Raw genomic sequence first — 17876 nt, 5'->3', positions numbered from 1 at the left:
ACTCAGACAATGAAAATGATCCTTTGCCTTCAAATAAATATACCGGGAAGAAGATGGAAAATGGCCGGGAGTATGGCCTTGCTAAAACGGGGAAACAAAATTCTGTAAAGAGGAAAGGGCCTTCGTGCAAACCATTGACTAAATCAATCAACTCCAGGGAGGGGCCTACTGTACGCATATTTCAGCCCCCGGGGCTTCTACTGGAAATATGCGTACAGTAGGCCCCTCCCAAAGTAAAGATTGCATTTAGTGAAGCATGTATAGTCAGAATACCTGAATGACGAAACATCATTCATCCCTTTTCGGGCGCAAGTGCAATCAATTCCTCTTTACAAAGATCTTTGTTATTAACGAGTCAGCAAGGTAGAAAATAATTCCCGGATATAAAACATCTCCCTGTATTATTTTACCGCTTTATTTTCCGAATGCGCTATTCGCAGTGCCAGCATGTGTTCGCAAGGCCCTTTGTATAATTTATTCGTGCTGTAAAAGTTACAGTCGCAGTGCGCATTACTCAATCTTTCATCCGCATCAATGGTAATAACGGGATGGTATATACGTTGTGCGCCTTTTACATTTCCTTTCAGCTGTAATCCTGTGCCCGGGATATCTGTAGCGGTGAATTCCACTTTTCCTGCCTGCACCAGTTTAGTGGCTTCTCCTTCCTGCGGGTTGGCAAAACGCAGCTGGTCCAGGGGCAGTGGCTCACGGCTTAGTTCCCGGAGACGGTAAAATCCAGTATGCAGGTCGTAGATCACTTTGCCCGCCTGGGTATAAATGCCCAGTGCGCCAAGTACAGTAGCCCTATCGAGCCCGGTGGCGGCTGCAATCGTTTCCGGTTTGGCCATCCACCTGGTTTTCAGGTCTTCAAAAACGGTGAGCTTTGCCTGGTCGCTTACCTCTGCACGTGGCGCCATCAGGTCGAACTGCCCGGCTCGCGACCAGTCGTTGGTTGTCCATCCACTGAGCCCCAACGTAAACTGCATATCGCCAAGATCAGCCACATAAAAAGATGGCAGCCCGTTGCCGGTAAGATGCAGGGTGAATTTTTTCGCAATAGGTATCAGCCGTTCCAGGATCAGCAACCGTCTTCTCCCCCATATCCTGATCTCCCTGCGTTGGGGACCGGTGTATAACGATCTCGCACATACGATTTCCTGGTTCCAGGGTTCAAATATGGCGCGTACCGGCTTACCGGGTTCCAGTATAAAACGAATGGAGCGCGGCCCGCGTTTTTCCTTAAAGCGACGCAGCCAGGAGCAGAAATTATATACATCCATCGGATGCAGCTCAAAGGTGGCTGCCGGCAGCGTCATTGCGGAGCTTACCTGCAGAAATCCTCTTACCCAGCTATCTGGCAGGTCTATCTTTACCTCGTGGTATAATTCCTCCTGCGAGGTTTGCACCTGGAATCCTCCCGGGTCAATTTTAAAATCTGTTTCCTTGTAATCACGGATCTTCTGGAATTCGTTATAGAGGGAGGCAGAATAATCAATATTGGTAGTGCCACATTCAAACTCATTCACTTCCCTGAACACATTATAGCTGGCGCTCAGTTTTCCGTAGGTAGATTCATCCTGGCTGAAACATTCGAAGAACAGTTCATCAGGATGCACGCTGATCACGGGATCCAGCACAAACCAGGCATCGCGGTCTTTCTGGTATAAATAATCAAAATAACTCTTCCTGGCTTTATAAAATGGCGCCATTACCCTAGCCTGTTCCTGGTAAATACTGCTAAGCTCTTCTCTCAGGGCGTCTATCCGCTGATCGGAAGCCTTTACATCGTAGCCGTTCATGAATTCGGCCAGCCATACCGTTTCCTGCTGAGCGGCCCATTCCTTGTAGGCGGTTTTGTCTTTCGGTTTAAAGCGGAGGTCAGATACCACTACGTCATGGAGGGCGGAAATGGCTTCGCGGAAAGCTATTTTCTTTTGCAGCTTCCCCACAAAGAACGTGGGATCACGACGGGTATCCGGTGCAAAGGAAATGCCTGCTGAAGTGGCATTGCTGTACACGTTGGAGTTCCCGCTGTATCTGTAGTTGAATAACATAATGGATTACTTTTTAAGATACTCTGATCGTTGTTGGCACTATTTCAATGGGCAGCTCCACGGCATACCGTTCCTGTATACTACGCATAATGCTGATGCAGCGGGCTTTGTCGCTTATGGCTACCGTAGCGGATATATGCGCAATAATATGACCGATGTAAGCAGCTGCCTCTGCTGATTTCATGGCCTCTTTTTCCAGGAACGCAAAGATCCTTTCTTTCGCGGCGCGGGCTTTGTTCACCCTGCTCAGCACCACGCGGAAATAATGCTCCAGCTGTTGCAGGAATGCCAGGTTACCGGCCGCATATTGCTGCAGGTAATTGGTGGCAAATAACTGCATACTTTCACTTGGATGCTGGCTCAGTTTTAACAGGTAGGTTTGCCCGTCCTCCTCATGGAAGAAGCGTAACAGCAGTTCACGGCCAAAAGCCTGTATATCCGGGCGTACGCTATCGGCAACTGCCACCAGGGTTTCGGGCGACCAATCCTTATCCGTGAACTGTGTCCGGAAAAATTCCATGGCCTCCTGGCGGGTGTCGTCCCATTTCGCATCGAGCAGCCCGATGGCCGCATCCCTTTCAAAACGGATACATGCCGCGTTATCATAATAAAAGTGCCAGCTCCACTCCCTTACTTTCAGCAACTCATGGTTACCGGCGGCGATCACCTGTTTCAGTGATAAGGCCGGGGCGGGGATATACCTGTCCAGCACCAGCAGGCCAAACTGCTGCGCCGATCTGTAATTGGCGTACAATAACCGCAGTGCGGTGGCAGTATCTATATCCTGCAGGTAATCCACCAGCTCATTACTGAGCGTGGCTTCAATATCTGCGTGCATACCCTCGGCGGTTTCCCTGCGCATAAGCAGGGGCACCAGTTCATTCACCAGGTAAACAGCCAGGCGTTTATCCTGTTGTACCAGGCGGCTGATGAGCGGGCGCACTGCATTTCGTACATCCGTATACGTACTTAATAATATATGGAGTACCAGCTCCGGTCTTTTCAGCAGTTCATCGGTACCCATTGCCTCCAGCACTTCCACCCCGGCAGTTCTTACCGGCTGGAAGCCGTTGCTGATCAGGCTTTTCACCATTGAATCAGATACTTCGCTGAAGTTGAACTGCCCTTGTTTGAGGAGCAGCAGCCTGGCGGCAAAAGCCTGGCAGGCGGCCACAGGGCTTTGCAGTAATGCTTCTATGTCCGGTATACCCGTTTCCGTTAGTACCGGGCCGCAGCTCCCTTCCAGGATATTGCAGCCATCGTTGAGGTTTTCATTCCCTTCAGGGGTAGATGTTTTCAGCGCCAGCAGCGCCGCCACCGCTTTAACGCAGAGCGTTCTCATTTTATCCGGAGATAAATATCCCGGAGTGAGTTGCTTACGAACGAAGTTCCGTACTTCCCTGTAAGGTGAAAACATCAGCTGCAGGAGAAAGTCCATGTCTGCAAAGCAAACCGCCTCATTGTCGCTGACCCATTGCAGGCCCTGTATACGGGCCAGTTCCAGGGGGCTCATTACCAGCACATACAGTAAGCGCAATGATGGGTTAGCGGGATCGTATCTTTCTTTAGCCAGTTCCAGGCCGAACATCGACGGGATGGAAAAGGCATTGGCGAGGAGACCGGCGATCACGCTTTCATCCATTTTATCTTTCAGGGCGTTGTAATCAGGGTGTGCTTTCAGTTGCTCCATGGCAAAGATGTGCACTGCTTCCATGCGTGCCGATACCAGCAGCTGGATAAAAGCCTGGGGCAGTTGCTGCCAGAGGTGCAGGAACGGCACATCTCCCGCCGGCTTTGCCTGCGGCTCAGCCGCCTTGTATTCAGGCGGTACTGCGGATGCCGGCTGGTTCTTTTCTCCGCCCAGCCAACCAAAGAGTTTCTTCAGCAGGCCGCCTTTGTCTTTCATCGTATCGGGGTTACCGGCAGGTTTCGTTTGTGCCTGTCCGTTAGGTGCGCCCTGGTCCCTGAAAACCCACTCCTTATGATCTGCTGTCAACTTCATGTTGGTCGCGTTCCCGCGGAGGATGTAGTTGAGATACACCAGTTTGGAGTTAGCCGGGAAGTGGCGGTAGTAGGTCACATAGCGGCCATTCACCCAGGTATATTGTTGGGTTTGATACTCTTTGGCAGCATCCCTGCCTTCATCATATTGCAGCAATAATGCGGTGGCGAGGCGAACATAGTGGTCATCGTTCTGTTCACCAAAGCGGCGCAGGTTACGGAATACGCGGTAATGAAGATAGTTGCGGGTCTTATCTGAATAGGCCACTTTACTGGTGGGCCTTTTCAGTTCTTTATCTGCCTGCAATGATTCATTCAGCTCAGGTATAAAGATGCCTGGCACAAAGCGTTTATCATTATAATCCGTCCTGGTACCGGGATTCTTAAACATAGCGGCTTCCCTTTCAAAGCGTGCCGCCAGTATGGCTACCACGCCCTGATCGCCACGCAGTTCCGCCTGTTTCAAGATATGACGGATATGCTGGAACCAGGAAGGTCTGAAAGGCAGGTGCATGAGCAGGTTGCCGATAGCCACTCTCACTGCCGGATGCTCAAAGGCAACGATGTAGAGGTCTTCCAGCAACGGGTAGCTTTGCTCCTGCCGGGTGATCACCTGTTGCTGCAATAGCGCCAGTAACTCCTCTGTACTTCCTTTGGCAATGGTTTGCTGGAAAACTTCGGGCAGGCGTTGCAGGTAGGAACGTACATGCGCTGTACGTTCTTCCGGCGGCAGTACCAGCAGCAGGCCGTTGGCCGCCAGCATCCTGATATTCAGGGGCCGGGAACTGTTGTCGGCATAAGAGCGTAGTACGGGGATGGCAGCGGGGTCGCCGGATCTGCCAAGCGCCCAGAGGGCGGCATAGCGTTGTAATCCATCGCCTTTCTCCACCAGTTTGACCAGGTAGGGAACGGCTGCGGTTATTTTTTCTTCACCGGCTCTCCATATTACGCGGGAGGTGCTCCAGGAGGTTTTAAAGCTGTTCTTTCCTTCCACTGCATCCTGTAAACGTTTGAGAATGGCGCGGTGCTTTAGATTTTCCACGAGGGTAGTATCTACCGGTGTAAATGATAAATCCTGGACAGCTTCCTGTTCTCCAAGGTAACCTTTGCTTCGTTTTTCCTTTTCGAGGGCATCGAATATAGTGGTAGCGGCGGACAATGTAACGGGGCTAACTGTTTTGGTGCCGTCTTTCAGGGTACCAAATCTTTTACCATAGCGGAAGTTAACAATGTACTGTTCCGGGCCAACTTCACAAAGATCAATTTCGTAGGTCTTATCCGAGTTTCCTTCCCGGAAGAAGAGTTTTACGTTCCTGACAATTCGCATGAGCTAACATTAAAAAATAGGTGGCTAAGCTAATAAAAGAATTTTGAATTAACGCGGCGGGGTTACATAATTAATATATGCATGTACGTTAGGGATTATATAGCAACGGGCCGGATGGCCGGCCCGTCATTTTGTTGTAACCTTCATGGAACTTATCCAGAAGTATCATTAAACGTTGAAACGGAAGTGCATTACATCTCCGTCGGCAACGATATACTCTTTACCTTCAATACGCAAGCGTCCATTATCGCGTGCAGCGGATTCTGATCCGTATTTCACGTAGTCATCATAAGCAATTACTTCCGCTTTGATGAAGCCTTTCTCAAAATCAGTGTGGATAACGCTGGCAGCCTGCGGGGCTTTCCATCCTTTGTGGATGGTCCAGGCGCGTACTTCCTGTACACCGGCGGTGAAATAGGTGATCAGGTCCAGCAGGTTATAGGCAGAGCGGATCAGGCGGTTCAGGCCTGGTTCTGCCAAACCATATTCTCCCAGGAACAGTTCTTTATCGGCCGGGTCTTCCATTTCGGAGATCTGGGCTTCAATGGTATTGTTCATTACAATTACCTGTGCGTTTTCCGCTTTCACGGATTCCTGCAGGGCCTGGGAAAATTTGTTGCCGGTATGAAGGGAAGCTTCATCCACGTTGGCAACATATAATACCGGTTTTTCAGTGAGCAGGAACAGGTCGGCAATAGCTACCTTTTCTTCTTTGCTGAGGCCCAGTTCACGGATGTTACGGCCTTTCTCCAGGTGTTCCTGGCATCTTTTCAGTATTTCGAATTCTGCTTTTGCTTTCTGATCGCCACCGGTTTTAGCCATTTTCTCGGTGCGTGCTATTTTGCGTTCCACGCTGTCCAGGTCTTTCAGCTGTAATTCGGTGTCAATGATTTCCTTATCGCTTACCGGGTTGATCTCCCCTTCTTCGCGGAGGATGTTTTCATCTTCAAAGCAGCGGATCACATGCACGATCGCGTCTACCTCGCGGATATTGGCCAGGAACTTGTTTCCCAGGCCTTCCCCTTTGCTGGCGCCTTTTACCAGGCCGGCAATATCTACAAACTCGATGGTAGTAGGCACTACGCGATCGGGCTTTACCAGCTCTGCCAGTTTATGCATACGTTCGTCCGGCACATCTACCTGGCCAACGTTTGGTTCTATAGTACAGAAGCGGTAGTTACTGGCCTGCGCCTTAGCGCTGTTGCTCACCGCATTAAATAAAGTCGATTTTCCTACATTCGGCAATCCTACAATTCCAACTTGCAAAGCCATTTTTTAAAATTTGCGCAAAGATAGGTTTATTTTAGTTTATTTGTTGATGAATAAACCAATAATCTAATGGCATTAAACTACGTATGGCTGGGATTTTTTCTTATTGCATTTGTTGTAGCACTTTTCAAGTCAGTAGTTTTACATGATGCGTCTATTTTCGGGGAGATTATGAACGGCATGTTCGCCAGCGCCAAAACCGGTGCGGAGATCTCGCTGGGACTGGCCGGCATCATGACTTTATGGCTGGGTATCATGCGGATCGGCGAGGTAGCGGGGATGATCAACCGGTTTTCAAGACTGGTAAACCCCTTCTTTTCCAAGTTGTTCCCCGAAGTGCCCAAGGGGCATCCGGCGATGGGGTCTATGATGATGAACTTCTCTGCCACCATGCTGGGGCTCGATAATGCCGCCACCCCTATGGGCCTGAAGGCGATGAAGGAGCTGCAGGAGATCAACCCGAAGCCGGAAGAGGCCAGCAACCCGCAGATCATGTTCCTGGTACTGAATACCGCCGGTGTGGTGCTCATCCCCACTTCCGTGATAGCCATCAGGCTGGCGGCCGGTGCAGCCAACCCGGCCGACATCTTCATCCCCACCCTGATATCCACCTTCATGGCCTTTATAATGGGAATGTTTGTGGTTTCCATCTACCAGAAGATCAATCTTTTTAAATTACCCGTACTGGTATTCCTCGCACTGTTTGCCGGTATCATGGCTGCTTTATGGTTTTGGGTACATAGTTTACCTCCTGCGGAGATAGGCCCTAAAACGGCTTCCCTCGGCGGCGCGATCATTTTCAGCATTGTCATTATTTTCCTGGTAGCCGGGATGGTAAAAAAGATCAATGTATATGACGCCTTTATCGAGGGCGCCAAAGAGGGATTCCAGGTATCTGTGAGGATCATTCCTTACCTGGTGGGCATGCTGGTAGCTATCAGCGTATTCCGGACCACCGGTTGCCTGGATTATATCACCAACGGGATCGGCTTACTGTTTGCCGCCATGGGGCTTAATACGGATTTTGTGCCTGCCCTCCCGGTGGCCTTTATGAAACCGCTGAGCGGTGGCGGCGCCCGCGCCCTGATGGTAGACATCCTGAAAACGCATGGACCGGATTCGTTTGTAGGTAAACTGGCCAGTATTATACAGGGCACCACTGAAACCACCTTTTATGTACTGGCGGTGTACTTCGGCTCTGTAAACATCAAGCTTACACGATATGCCCTGGCCGCCGGCCTGATCGCCGACTTCTTCGGAATGCTCTGCGCCATATTACTGGCGTATCTCTTCTTCCATTAATTATTCCTGTAAATAAGAAAAGGGAAGGTTAGCGCCTTCCCTTTTTTTTATGCCGGTATGTTAATCGATGCATTCACCCGCTTCACAAAATCATCTGCACCGGTAGGGCTGATCAACCACTTCCTGTTGAGCGATTCTATCAGCACCAGATTTTCCCGGTTGGTGCACCAGCGCTGATACTTTCCTATTTCGCTGGAACGGTAGGTGCCCAGGTATCCGAATATACCTCCCAATGCCAGTAAGCGGGAGCTTGTACCCAGGTCTTCTTCCGTAATGCTTCTCAGTCTTACCACATCTTCCAGCTGAATAGTAATACTATGCAGGGGCCGCTTGATAAGTATAGTCGTAGCCGTTAGGATATAATACCGGGGGCTCAGGTACCAGGCTACCAGGATGGCTGGCACCAGGATAAACAACAGCATGGTGGTAACCATTGCATCGTGTGAAACATCCGTGATCTGCCTGAATAAAAATATAAGTGTGACAATGATGACCAGGTTCGTTACTATCTTCGAGTTATCATCCAACGGGGCGGCGTATCGCATATATGGCTCTCCTTTAATTCGGCAGGTAAGATAAAACAAAATGATTATTTACATGCTATCATACTTCCCGGTTTTTTCTTCAATAGTTACATCTCCGTCCTTTCTTATCTGCATTTTTATATACACCAGTAACTGGGAGGCGCCGGCTTTAAAACATACTTCCTGGGTTTTGCGCACCACTTCCATCAGCTCTTCATAGGTTCCTTCCATCACCGTTTCAAAAGGGCATACCCTGTATTTTACCCCGGAATCCCTGATCACTGCAATTGCTTCGTCTACTACCGGGTAAACCTGTTCTGAAGGCACCGAAGGAATGATCTGGAGGGCTAAATTAATCTTGTTACTCATTTTTTACAGCTTTATATTTTTATGGTTATTAAGTTGTTACATTATTTTATTTAGCAGGAAGATTGAAGCAAAACAGTCCCTTTTCGGGTACAATTCTGGTTCCCTTGCCGCAAAAGAGGTGAAATGCCTTATAGTATCAGTTTAATTATACCTTCTAAATATCTAAATATCAATAAATAATACTAATTCTATTTACTTATTTTTCCTTGCAGTGAATGATACTTCGATTCGTTATATATAACAAATAAAAAACATCCATTTACCGGCAAATTCTGACTGCGGGAGTGGTAAAACTACAAAAGGCAATACATAAATGAACATGTATTGCCTTTATAAATATAAAAAGGTTGGTTATTTTTTTGTGGCGAGATAGTTGAACTGATCTATCCGGTCGAAGGTAAAATCAGCCAGTGAGCTCAGCTTATCGTTTACAGTATTGTCACCTTCATAGCGCTCAAAAATAATACGCAGATGAGGTGTTTGACTGATAAAATTCCGGGCGCCTTCCAGTACTTCTGTTTCCATTCCTTCCACATCCAGTTTTACGATGATCTTGCTGTTCAGGTCAAATCCAAGTTCAGGGACCAGGTCATCGAGCCTTTCAATAGGTATATTGCCTTCTTTATTATTTTCCCGGTCGATATAACTGGAACCGGTAACGGTGCTCATAATATTGAAATTCACCTTTTCCTGTTTGCTGCCCAGGCCACAGGCAAAAAGTTTTACTTTATCCCCCACTTTGTTGAGGGTGATGTTCTCCTGTACAGCTTTGTGGTTCACCGGTTCAAACGCCACACAGGGAACGCCTTTCCCGGCCAGCCAAACATCGTACTCACCAATACAGGCGCCAATGTCTATAAAGCCGTCTATGTTATGGCTTTCTACCTGTTGCTTCAGGAAGTCGCGCACCTTTTTTTCATAGGCGTAATTAATAAACTGGAAATCCGTAGTGCCTTTGCGGATCCGGAAATGCCCCATCGCCGACTTTGCATTCCACTCCTCCAGTGAGGGCTTATTTAATAATACCAGTTTAAGGGATGCCTGGAGGGATTTCCAGTCGTTATAGCGGATATATTCACTGAAGTAGGCGAAATATTGCCGGTACTTGGATAAATTCTTCCAGGACGGATAATAGGCTTGATCTTTCATAAATCAGGGAATTTGTAGTGAAATTTAGAACTAAAAAAGGATAACAGCAAGCATCTGCCCGCCATTATCCTATTATTTTCCTTTATTATATTATGTTTATCTATAATTAAAAAACACCGCTCATCTATATCTATTTCTTCTTCTTGTATTTTACCTCGTACAGGTCATTCCGGATATCTTTTTTAGTTTGCACGCTTCCAAAGGCATGTAATTCCTTCAACAATACAAGATCCACATCAGCAATAACCACCATTTCTGTATTAGGGGTTGATTCTGCTTTGATGCCGGTTACGGGGAAAGCAAAATCGGAGGGAGTAAATACGCAGGACTGCGCATACTGCAGGTCCATATTGTTTACCTTGGGCAGGTTCCCGATACAGCCGGCGATGGCCACATAACACTCATTTTCAACAGCCCTTGCCTGCGCGCAGAACCTGACACGGTTATAGGCATGCTGGGTATCGGTCATGAAAGGAACAAACAGGATCTGCATACCTTCTTCCGCCAGGATACGTGAAGGCTCAGGGAATTCCACATCATAGCAGATCTGGATACCGATTTTACCACAGTCGGTGTCAAACACTTTGATATCGCTTCCTCCTTTGATTCCCCAGGCGGCAACTTCACCTGGCGTGGGGTGAATCTTGATATACTGTTCGTAAGTGCCGTCGCGGCGACAGAGATAGGAAATATTATACAGCCCCTCATCTATTACAATGGGCATGCTTCCTGAGATGATATTTACATTATAGGCTACCGCATGCTGCTGGAATATTTCCCTCAGCTGGTTAGTGTACTGGGCTACTCCCCGGATGGCCCCGGCGGGGTCCATCTGGTTAAACTCTCCCATCAGCGGGGAGTTAAACAGTTCAGGGAATACCACGAAGTCGGATCCGTAATCACTAACTGCGTCAATGAAATATTCCACCTGTTGCAGAAAGCCATCCAGGCCGCCATAGTCGCGCATCTGCCATTGTACCAGGCCAATACGCACCGTGGACTTATTATACCGGATAGTGTCGAGGTCCTTTTCATAATAGATATTGAACCACTGTAAGAGGGTGGCAAAACCTTTAGAGGCTTCATCATTAGGTAAATAGTTCCTGAGGATCTTCTTTACGGTAAAGTCGTTTGAAAACTGGAACGTTAGTGTGGGATCGTAAATTTCCCGGTCCTGCACCTTTTCAATATACTCCCTGGGCGACATCCTGTCCGAATACTTTTCAAAATTAGGGATCCGTCCGCCGGCTACAATACCCTGAAGGTTCAACTGCTCGCAAAGGTTTTTACGGGCGTCATATAAGCGGCGGGCCAGTCGCTTTCCGCGATAGTCTGGATGCACAAATACCTCTATGCCATACAGCGTATCCCCCTTGGGGTTATGTGTATTAAAAGTATAGTAACCGGTGATCTGTTCATAGGTGTGGTTATCACCGAATTTCTCATAGTCTACTATGATTGCCAGCGCACATCCTACAACTTTATCATTCACCGTAACCGCTATCTGCCCTTCCGGGAAAAGCTTGATCAGCCGTTGTATGGTAGGCTCCCGCCAGTAACTGCCCGCCATATCGGCATAGGCCGATACCATAGATTCCTTGAGATCAAGGTAATCTTCCACGGTTAAATTCCTTATTTCTACTGTTTCTGACATAGCCTGTTTTTCTGTTTTAAAAGACAATTGTTATCGTAATACTTCAATAATATCGAATTTTTTATTTACTTTGCAGTTAAAGTTAAGAACTTCATATTTAACCATCCCCAACGGCAAACCTGCACATTTAGTTTATAAACCGTATACATCAATTACACCTTTGCTATCGTGCCGTTAATTCAAAACAGAGATATAGTTATAATCGGGCTGCAACAATGGTATACTTCTATTGGAAGTAACTGTAAAAATATTGCGATGGAATTTGCCCGGCACAACAGGGTATTATATATTAACTCACCGCTGGACAGGAATACCGTTATCAACGGGAAAGACGATCCACATGTACAATACCAGCTCGATGCCATCAGCAAGAAAGTGCCGGCTATTGTTCCGATAAGTAATAACCTTTGGAACTACTACCCTTCCGCAGTGCTGGAATCTATCAACTGGCTGCCTTTCACACCGCTGTTTTCCTGGTTTAACAAGCGCAATAACAGAAAGTTTGCGGACAGTATCAGGGAGGCTATCCGGGAAATGAATTTCAAAGACATCATTTTGTTTAATGATAATGACATCTTCCGGGGATTCTATCTCAAGGAGATGTTACAACCATCCAGTTATGTGTACTACAGCAGGGATTACCTGCTTGGCGTTCCTTATTGGAAGAAGCACGGGCTGCGGCTGGAACCGCAGCATATTGCAAAGGCCGATGCCGCAGTGGCCAATTCATTATACCTTAAGGAAATGCTGCAGCAATACAATCCCGCGAGCTATTACGTTGGACAGGGATGTGATCTGCGGTTGTTCAATGCTGCTGCTGAGCATCCGGTGCCCGAAGACGTACCAACAGGCAAAGGCCCGGTAATAGGCTATGTGGGAGCGCTGAAATCGCTGCGGCTGGATATTAATGTGTTAATAAAGATAGCCAGTGAACGGCCCGACTGGAAACTGGTACTTGTTGGCCCGGAAGACGACGACTTTAAGGCTTCCCGGCTTCACCAGCTGCCAAACGTTTATTTTACAGGGCATAAGGATCTGTCGCAGCTCCCTGCTTATGTACAGGCTTTTGATGTATGCCTCAACCCTCAGGTACTGAACGAAGTAACGGCCGGGAACTATCCCCTGAAAATAGATGAGTACCTGGCCATGGGCAAACCGGTAGTGGCCACTGCTACCAAAACCATGGAGCTGTTCAGGCAACATGTATACCAGGCTGCAACGGCGGGCGACTATGTTCCGCTGATTGAAAGAGCCTTATCAGAAAATGCAGATCCTTCACTTGCAAGTGAACGTATCCGCTTTGCCGGCACACATACCTGGGAAAATTCTGTGGCAGCTATTTACCAGGCCATCTTAAACACCAGCGGTAACTGATTATGAGCATCAAAGAAAAACTGAAACAACACCCTGGTCTGAAGAAACTGGCTTTATACCTCCTGATGCCCAGGCACCAGGCTCGCCCCCGGTTATGGGTGCGGTTGTTCGTAAATCCTTTTTTCCATAAAAAAGGGAAGGGCGCACTTATCCGGAGACGGACCCGGATGGATGTACTTCCCTTTAATACCTTTACCCTGGGAAACTACTCCACCATAGAAGATTTTGCTACTGTAAATAATGGTATGGGCGCTGTGATCATCGGCAACCATGTAAGGATAGGAATAGGTAATGTGCTGATTGGCCCCGTACGTATAGGCGATCATGTTATACTGGCGCAGAACATTGTGCTGTCGGGGTTGAATCATGGCTATAAAGATCCTGATATGCCTATTTCGCTGCAGCCGTGTACTACAGGTGAAATTGTTGTAGAAGCGGATTGCTGGATAGGCGCCAACAGCGTTATCACCGCAGGCGTTACTATCGGGCGGCATTCCGTGGTGGCCGGCGGCAGTGTGGTAACCAAAGATGTACCTCCTTATACAATAGTGGCGGGCAATCCTGCCCGCCCTATCCGTCAATATCAACCATCCAGTGGTACCTGGGAAAAGATCTAGTTGCTTATTTTTATAAAACGTCCTTTCTTATTATAGCTGTTGTCCTGCGACTTCACCTCCACTATAAAATGTCCGTTTGATAAATTACTGATGTTTACATCCGACTGGAAGGAATCCGGCGTGGTAAACATTAATTGTTGCTGCATCCGGCCGTTCATGTCAAAAATCCTGACCTGCAAAGGCTGTTCGCTCTTGCGGACAATCTTCAGGCGTATGATGTTTGTTGCAGGATTGGGAGATATGGCCAGCGAATCATCTGCATGAGAAATAATATCGTTGCCCAGTACCGTTAAGTTAAAGGTGGTGGTAGCTGTAGCATTCTTATCATCTGTAACGGTAAGCCTGAACTGGTACTGCCCTGCCTGTAAGCCATTGATTAGGGTTTGTACCTGGTCGGGGCTCTTTAAATTAGCGCTGGTGGGGCCGGTTACCTGCATCCATTCATACTTCACAATAGTACCATCGGGGTCATAAGAGGAACTACCATCTGCAATGAATGAATTCATTGGCTGCTGAATGCTCCTGTCGCCCTGTGTTTGTGCCACCGGCGCTTTGTTCTCCACCGGCAATACCGTGATGTTTACCGTAGCGTTACTTGTCGCCCCGTTATTATCCGTTACCGTAAGACGGAAAGTATATGTTCCTTCCTGCAGGTTGCTTATGTTTGTTTTAGCGGTACCTGCGCTGGCAATATTGCCTCCGGCAGGACCGGCAGTTTTTTCCCATAGCCAGGTTACAATTTGCCCGTCGGCATCCGCGGAGGCGCTGCCATCCAGGGCGGCACTGTTCACCGGCAACTGTATGCTGATGTTGTTGCCGGCATCAGCTACCGGCGATTGATTGGGCGCTGCCGCCAGCACCAATACGGTTACTGTAGCCGTGGCCGTGGCGTTATTATTATCTGTTACGGTTAGCTGATAGGTATACGTACCTGCAGCAAGGTTGTTCACGGCTGTTTGTGCGGCACTGGCTGTTGCAAGGTCGCCACCGGCAGGACCAGCAGTTTTCTGCCATAACCAGCTAACAATTTGTCCATCGGCATCTGCAGAAGCGCTGCCATTAAGCGTAGCTGTGTTTACCGGCAGTTGTATCTGGATGTTCTTCCCTGCATTGGCCACCGGTGGTTTATTGGCGGCAGTCAGCACCGTCACTTTTACAGTAGCGGTATCCTTTGCGCCTGCGTTATCTGTAATGATGAGGCGGAAGGTATACGTGCCGGCCACCAGGTTGCTTACATTTGTTTTAGCGGCGTTTGCGGCGGAAAGATCTCCCCCGGCCGGGCCAGCGGTTTTTGTCCATGCCCATGAAGTAATTTGTCCATCGGCATCAGTAGAAGCGCTGCCGTCCAGCGAGGTAGTATTTACCGGTAACTGCACCTGGATATCACTTCCGGCACTGGCTACCGGTGGTTTATTAGCGGCAGGTTTAACGGTAACGGCTATACTGTCGGCATCCGTGAGCCCGTTCTTATCAGTTACCGTTAATGCATATACGTAGTTTCCCTGGGTAAGACCGGTTACACTTGTTTTCACCATATTGGCGCTCACAATAGTTCCCGCTGCAGGACCTGAGATCTTTTTCCAGGCATAGCTTTGAATGGCACTGCCGGAGGAAGCGGTGGACAAAGCGCCATCAAGCGTTGCATAGTCAACCGGTAAGGTGATGGTTATATCACTGCCTGCATTTGAAACGGGCGGGGAAGTGGTGCCGCCGGACTTAAATTCAAACGCGCCTACATCATATTTACTTTGCTGGGGCCTTGCGGTATTGTCGAAATCAGTTTTTAATGAGAAGTCGGTCATGTCCCTGCCCGTGTTTATCGCGGTGGACGTGGATAGCAACCGGAAATTTCCGGCGGCGCCGTCCACGAAATTAGCGGAGGCTACATCGGTGTAACAGAGGTTGTTTCCTGAAGTAAGCTTTATCGGCTGATCTCCTTTTATATACAATCCCTTTGAGGGGTAATCGAAGGCCGTTCCGGTTTCTACCAGGAGGTTATTATATACCTGGTGACCGATAGGTGTTTGATACGCAAATATTTTGATACCGTTCTTACCAGCATCTGTATTAACGATGGTGTTATTGTAGATGATAGCAGCGGGAGGTGGAAAAAGATCTGCGGTAGTATTTTCTGGTATTTTATCTGCCACGTTGATCCCTTCATAAAAAATATCAGAGATCACGTTATTGTATATCTCGCTTACACCTGAGCCGAAAACGGTTACTCCCGGCATGTAGCCCGTGGTGATGGTATTATTGTATACTTTCAGGCTGGAGCCGGAGCCGATGAGGATACCGTAGCCATGTGCAGAATTTTTTGAAGTGGCATAATTTACCAGGCGGTTATTAAACACGCGGTTGTCGCCGTTCTTAGCCATTGATATCTGTATACCGTCGCTCCCGATATTTTCCAGGTCATTATCATACACCCAAAGGTTTTCGATCCAGTGCGATCTCATATCCACACAGGTTCCTTCTGTCCAGTAGTAGTGCGTGTTACCGATGTAAAAGCCTTCACCGGTGGAGTTACGGCATTTAATATGATGCAGTTTCACATTCTTCATCACGAAGGCGCCTTCCAGGTATTGCGGCTGGGCGCAGGTTTGCAGGGTTTTAGCCTGTAACAGGATATTGCCGTCGTGGATGTAAATATTATGTACGTCAAAGTCTGAAGCGCCTACACCTAAGGTAAGCCCGAATATTTTAAGACCGGAAATGTTGGTACCGTTCAGGTCAAAACCAAATTCATAATTCTTATCCCCGCTCCCGCTGATTTCCACAAACCGGCAGGTGGGCGCATTAAACACCGCGGCAGTGCCCTGGTTCTTTACACCCAGCTTTACCTGTCCACCACAGTTAATAATAACAATAGGTTTATCGGCCGTACCGGTAAGATTTCCCAGGTGCAGGTATTCATATTCCCCTGCGGGTATGCATAAGGTATCGCCCGGGCTTACATTAAATGTTTTCATAGCGTCCGGGTAATATATTTCTGCGCGGCCGTTGGCGCTGTTACTCATGGGCACCACGATGCGCTTCCCGCCGGTGACCGGTGGTGTAACAGGTGGCACTGTAACTGCGCCATCTTTGGTGTATTGCAACATCCACTCATACATGTTCCTGCCATCTTCTCTCGTATTGGGATCGTAGGCTTTGGTCCATGCATCATGCGAAGTGGAATTGTAAATAGTAAGCTTTGCCAGCGGGTTGGGAGCCGGTATGGTGGCGTTGATATACTTTACCCAGTTCTTTGAATAGTCTGAAGGTACGGTACCATCTCCATCATTGTGGAATGCCCATACAGGCGTGTTATTAGACGCCACTACGGCTGCATAGGCAGTGGTGGGCGGATACATCCCGCAAACAACAGCGGCACCCGCAAAAGCTTTTGCCTTTGTTTTATCTTCACAAAGTGCGCCCCATGTTAATCCGCCTCCCATACTTAAACCGGTGATGTAAATGCGGTCGGGATCAATATCATATTTTGTCAGAAGATAGTTCTTAAACAGGGTTACATCGCCGGAACCCGGCCAGGTATTGAACTGGGGGGATATTACTATAAACGAATAGGTTTGATTATTTACTGTAAAGGTGTTGGGAAATCTACCATCAGCAATCACCCGGGGCAACCCGTTTCTAAGAACAGCTGATAAAGGCGAACCATAGCTGGCCAGTTCACCGTTGCCATGAAAGAAAATGATCAAGGGATATTTCTTACCGCTTCCCTGGCTATAACCTGCGGGAAGATATTCATAGAAACCTTTTATGTTAGACATCGTAGGATCGCTAAACGATCGCGCTGTCTGCACCTGGCTGAAAACAGGGACTGATCCAAAACAGGATATTATCAATATAGCGCCTAGCCTATAAATATTGCGGCAAAAAAAATGCCTCAGCAATAGCAGATGGTTTATCATATAAATATATGGCTTGTGCAGTAGTTTTAAAAGTCTATCCTCATACACGATACTTAAAAGTTCCCGGGAAAAGGGTTTTAATTATTGCAAAGAAAGCTTTTTTTTAATTCACATAATGAAAAAAAATAACATATATCATTACAATAAATAAAGTATAAATATTTTATATCTATATTTATTTGTCTATTTTCTATATAACATGTTTGAGAATCTGATTATTATCAATAAAAAAATTACCTTTGCTCTTCCGGATATTTTGATATTCCTCTTTTTTAACCTCATCCTGTAAAAAGCCATTATCATTCATAGTACTTGATGT

At 47.6% G+C, this 17876-nt stretch carries 11 protein-coding genes; 3 read left to right on the top strand and 8 right to left on the bottom strand.

Features of this window, described 5'->3' with window-relative positions:
* Positions 1-401: 401 nt before the first annotated feature.
* The 3 genes from FN124_RS21940 to ychF all read right to left on the bottom strand — a co-directional run bounded on the left by FN124_RS21940 (position 402) and on the right by ychF (position 6654).
* Positions 402-2054, bottom strand: a complete 1653-nt coding sequence (locus tag FN124_RS21940) for an SWIM zinc finger family protein (protein WP_142686924.1) — start codon at positions 2052-2054, stop codon at positions 402-404.
* A gap of 13 nt (positions 2055-2067) precedes the next feature.
* Positions 2068-5382 carry a HEAT repeat domain-containing protein gene (locus FN124_RS21935; RefSeq protein ID WP_142686923.1) on the bottom strand — a complete coding sequence of 1105 codons (3315 nt, stop codon included), beginning with the start codon at positions 5380-5382 and terminating at the stop codon, positions 2068-2070.
* A 168-nt stretch (positions 5383-5550) separates the two neighbouring features.
* Positions 5551-6654 (bottom strand): redox-regulated ATPase YchF, encoded by a 1104-nt coding sequence (gene ychF / locus FN124_RS21930; protein ID WP_142686922.1) that lies wholly within the window; start codon positions 6652-6654, stop codon positions 5551-5553.
* Positions 6655-6720: 66 nt separating this feature from the next.
* Here ychF and FN124_RS21925 point away from each other — a divergent pair, with 66 nt between their 5' ends.
* A complete protein-coding gene (locus FN124_RS21925; protein WP_142686921.1) occupies positions 6721-7953 on the top strand; it encodes a spore maturation protein in 1233 nt (410 codons plus the stop codon).
* A gap of 47 nt (positions 7954-8000) precedes the next feature.
* On the opposite strand, the gene FN124_RS21920 is transcribed toward FN124_RS21925, so the two are convergent.
* The 4 genes from FN124_RS21920 to FN124_RS21905 form a co-directional block, all read right to left on the bottom strand.
* On the bottom strand, positions 8001-8498 hold the full coding sequence (locus tag FN124_RS21920; RefSeq protein WP_142686920.1) for a PH domain-containing protein: 498 nt from the start codon (positions 8496-8498) through the stop codon (positions 8001-8003).
* Between the two features lie 48 nt (positions 8499-8546).
* The gene (locus FN124_RS21915; RefSeq protein ID WP_142686919.1) at positions 8547-8846 is read right to left on the bottom strand and encodes a thiamine-binding protein; all 300 of its coding nucleotides are present in this window, start codon (positions 8844-8846) and stop codon (positions 8547-8549) included.
* A gap of 351 nt (positions 8847-9197) precedes the next feature.
* Positions 9198-9995, bottom strand: a complete 798-nt coding sequence (locus FN124_RS21910; protein ID WP_142686918.1) for an FkbM family methyltransferase — start codon at positions 9993-9995, stop codon at positions 9198-9200.
* Positions 9996-10125: 130 nt separating this feature from the next.
* The gene (locus FN124_RS21905) at positions 10126-11649 is read right to left on the bottom strand and encodes a bifunctional GNAT family N-acetyltransferase/carbon-nitrogen hydrolase family protein (RefSeq protein ID WP_142686917.1); all 1524 of its coding nucleotides are present in this window, start codon (positions 11647-11649) and stop codon (positions 10126-10128) included.
* Between the two features lie 255 nt (positions 11650-11904).
* On the opposite strand from FN124_RS21905, the gene FN124_RS21900 reads away from it, so the two are divergent.
* A complete protein-coding gene (locus tag FN124_RS21900) occupies positions 11905-13023 on the top strand; it encodes a glycosyltransferase (protein ID WP_185937317.1) in 1119 nt (372 codons plus the stop codon).
* Positions 13024-13025: 2 nt separating this feature from the next.
* On the top strand, positions 13026-13640 hold the full coding sequence (locus FN124_RS31675) for an acyltransferase (protein WP_142686915.1): 615 nt from the start codon (positions 13026-13028) through the stop codon (positions 13638-13640).
* On the opposite strand, the gene FN124_RS21890 is transcribed toward FN124_RS31675, so the two are convergent.
* On the bottom strand, positions 13637-17416 hold the full coding sequence (locus FN124_RS21890; RefSeq protein WP_185937316.1) for a PKD domain-containing protein: 3780 nt from the start codon (positions 17414-17416) through the stop codon (positions 13637-13639). The two genes, FN124_RS31675 and FN124_RS21890, sit on opposite strands and share 4 nt — an antisense overlap.
* Positions 17417-17876: the final 460 nt, after the last annotated feature.

Source organism: Chitinophaga polysaccharea, from assembly GCF_902150045.1.
In the GTDB taxonomy this organism is placed as follows: domain Bacteria; phylum Bacteroidota; class Bacteroidia; order Chitinophagales; family Chitinophagaceae; genus Chitinophaga; species Chitinophaga polysaccharea_A.
The sequence above is the reverse complement of the archived record's forward strand: the minus strand, read 5'-3'. Positions and strand labels throughout refer to the sequence as shown.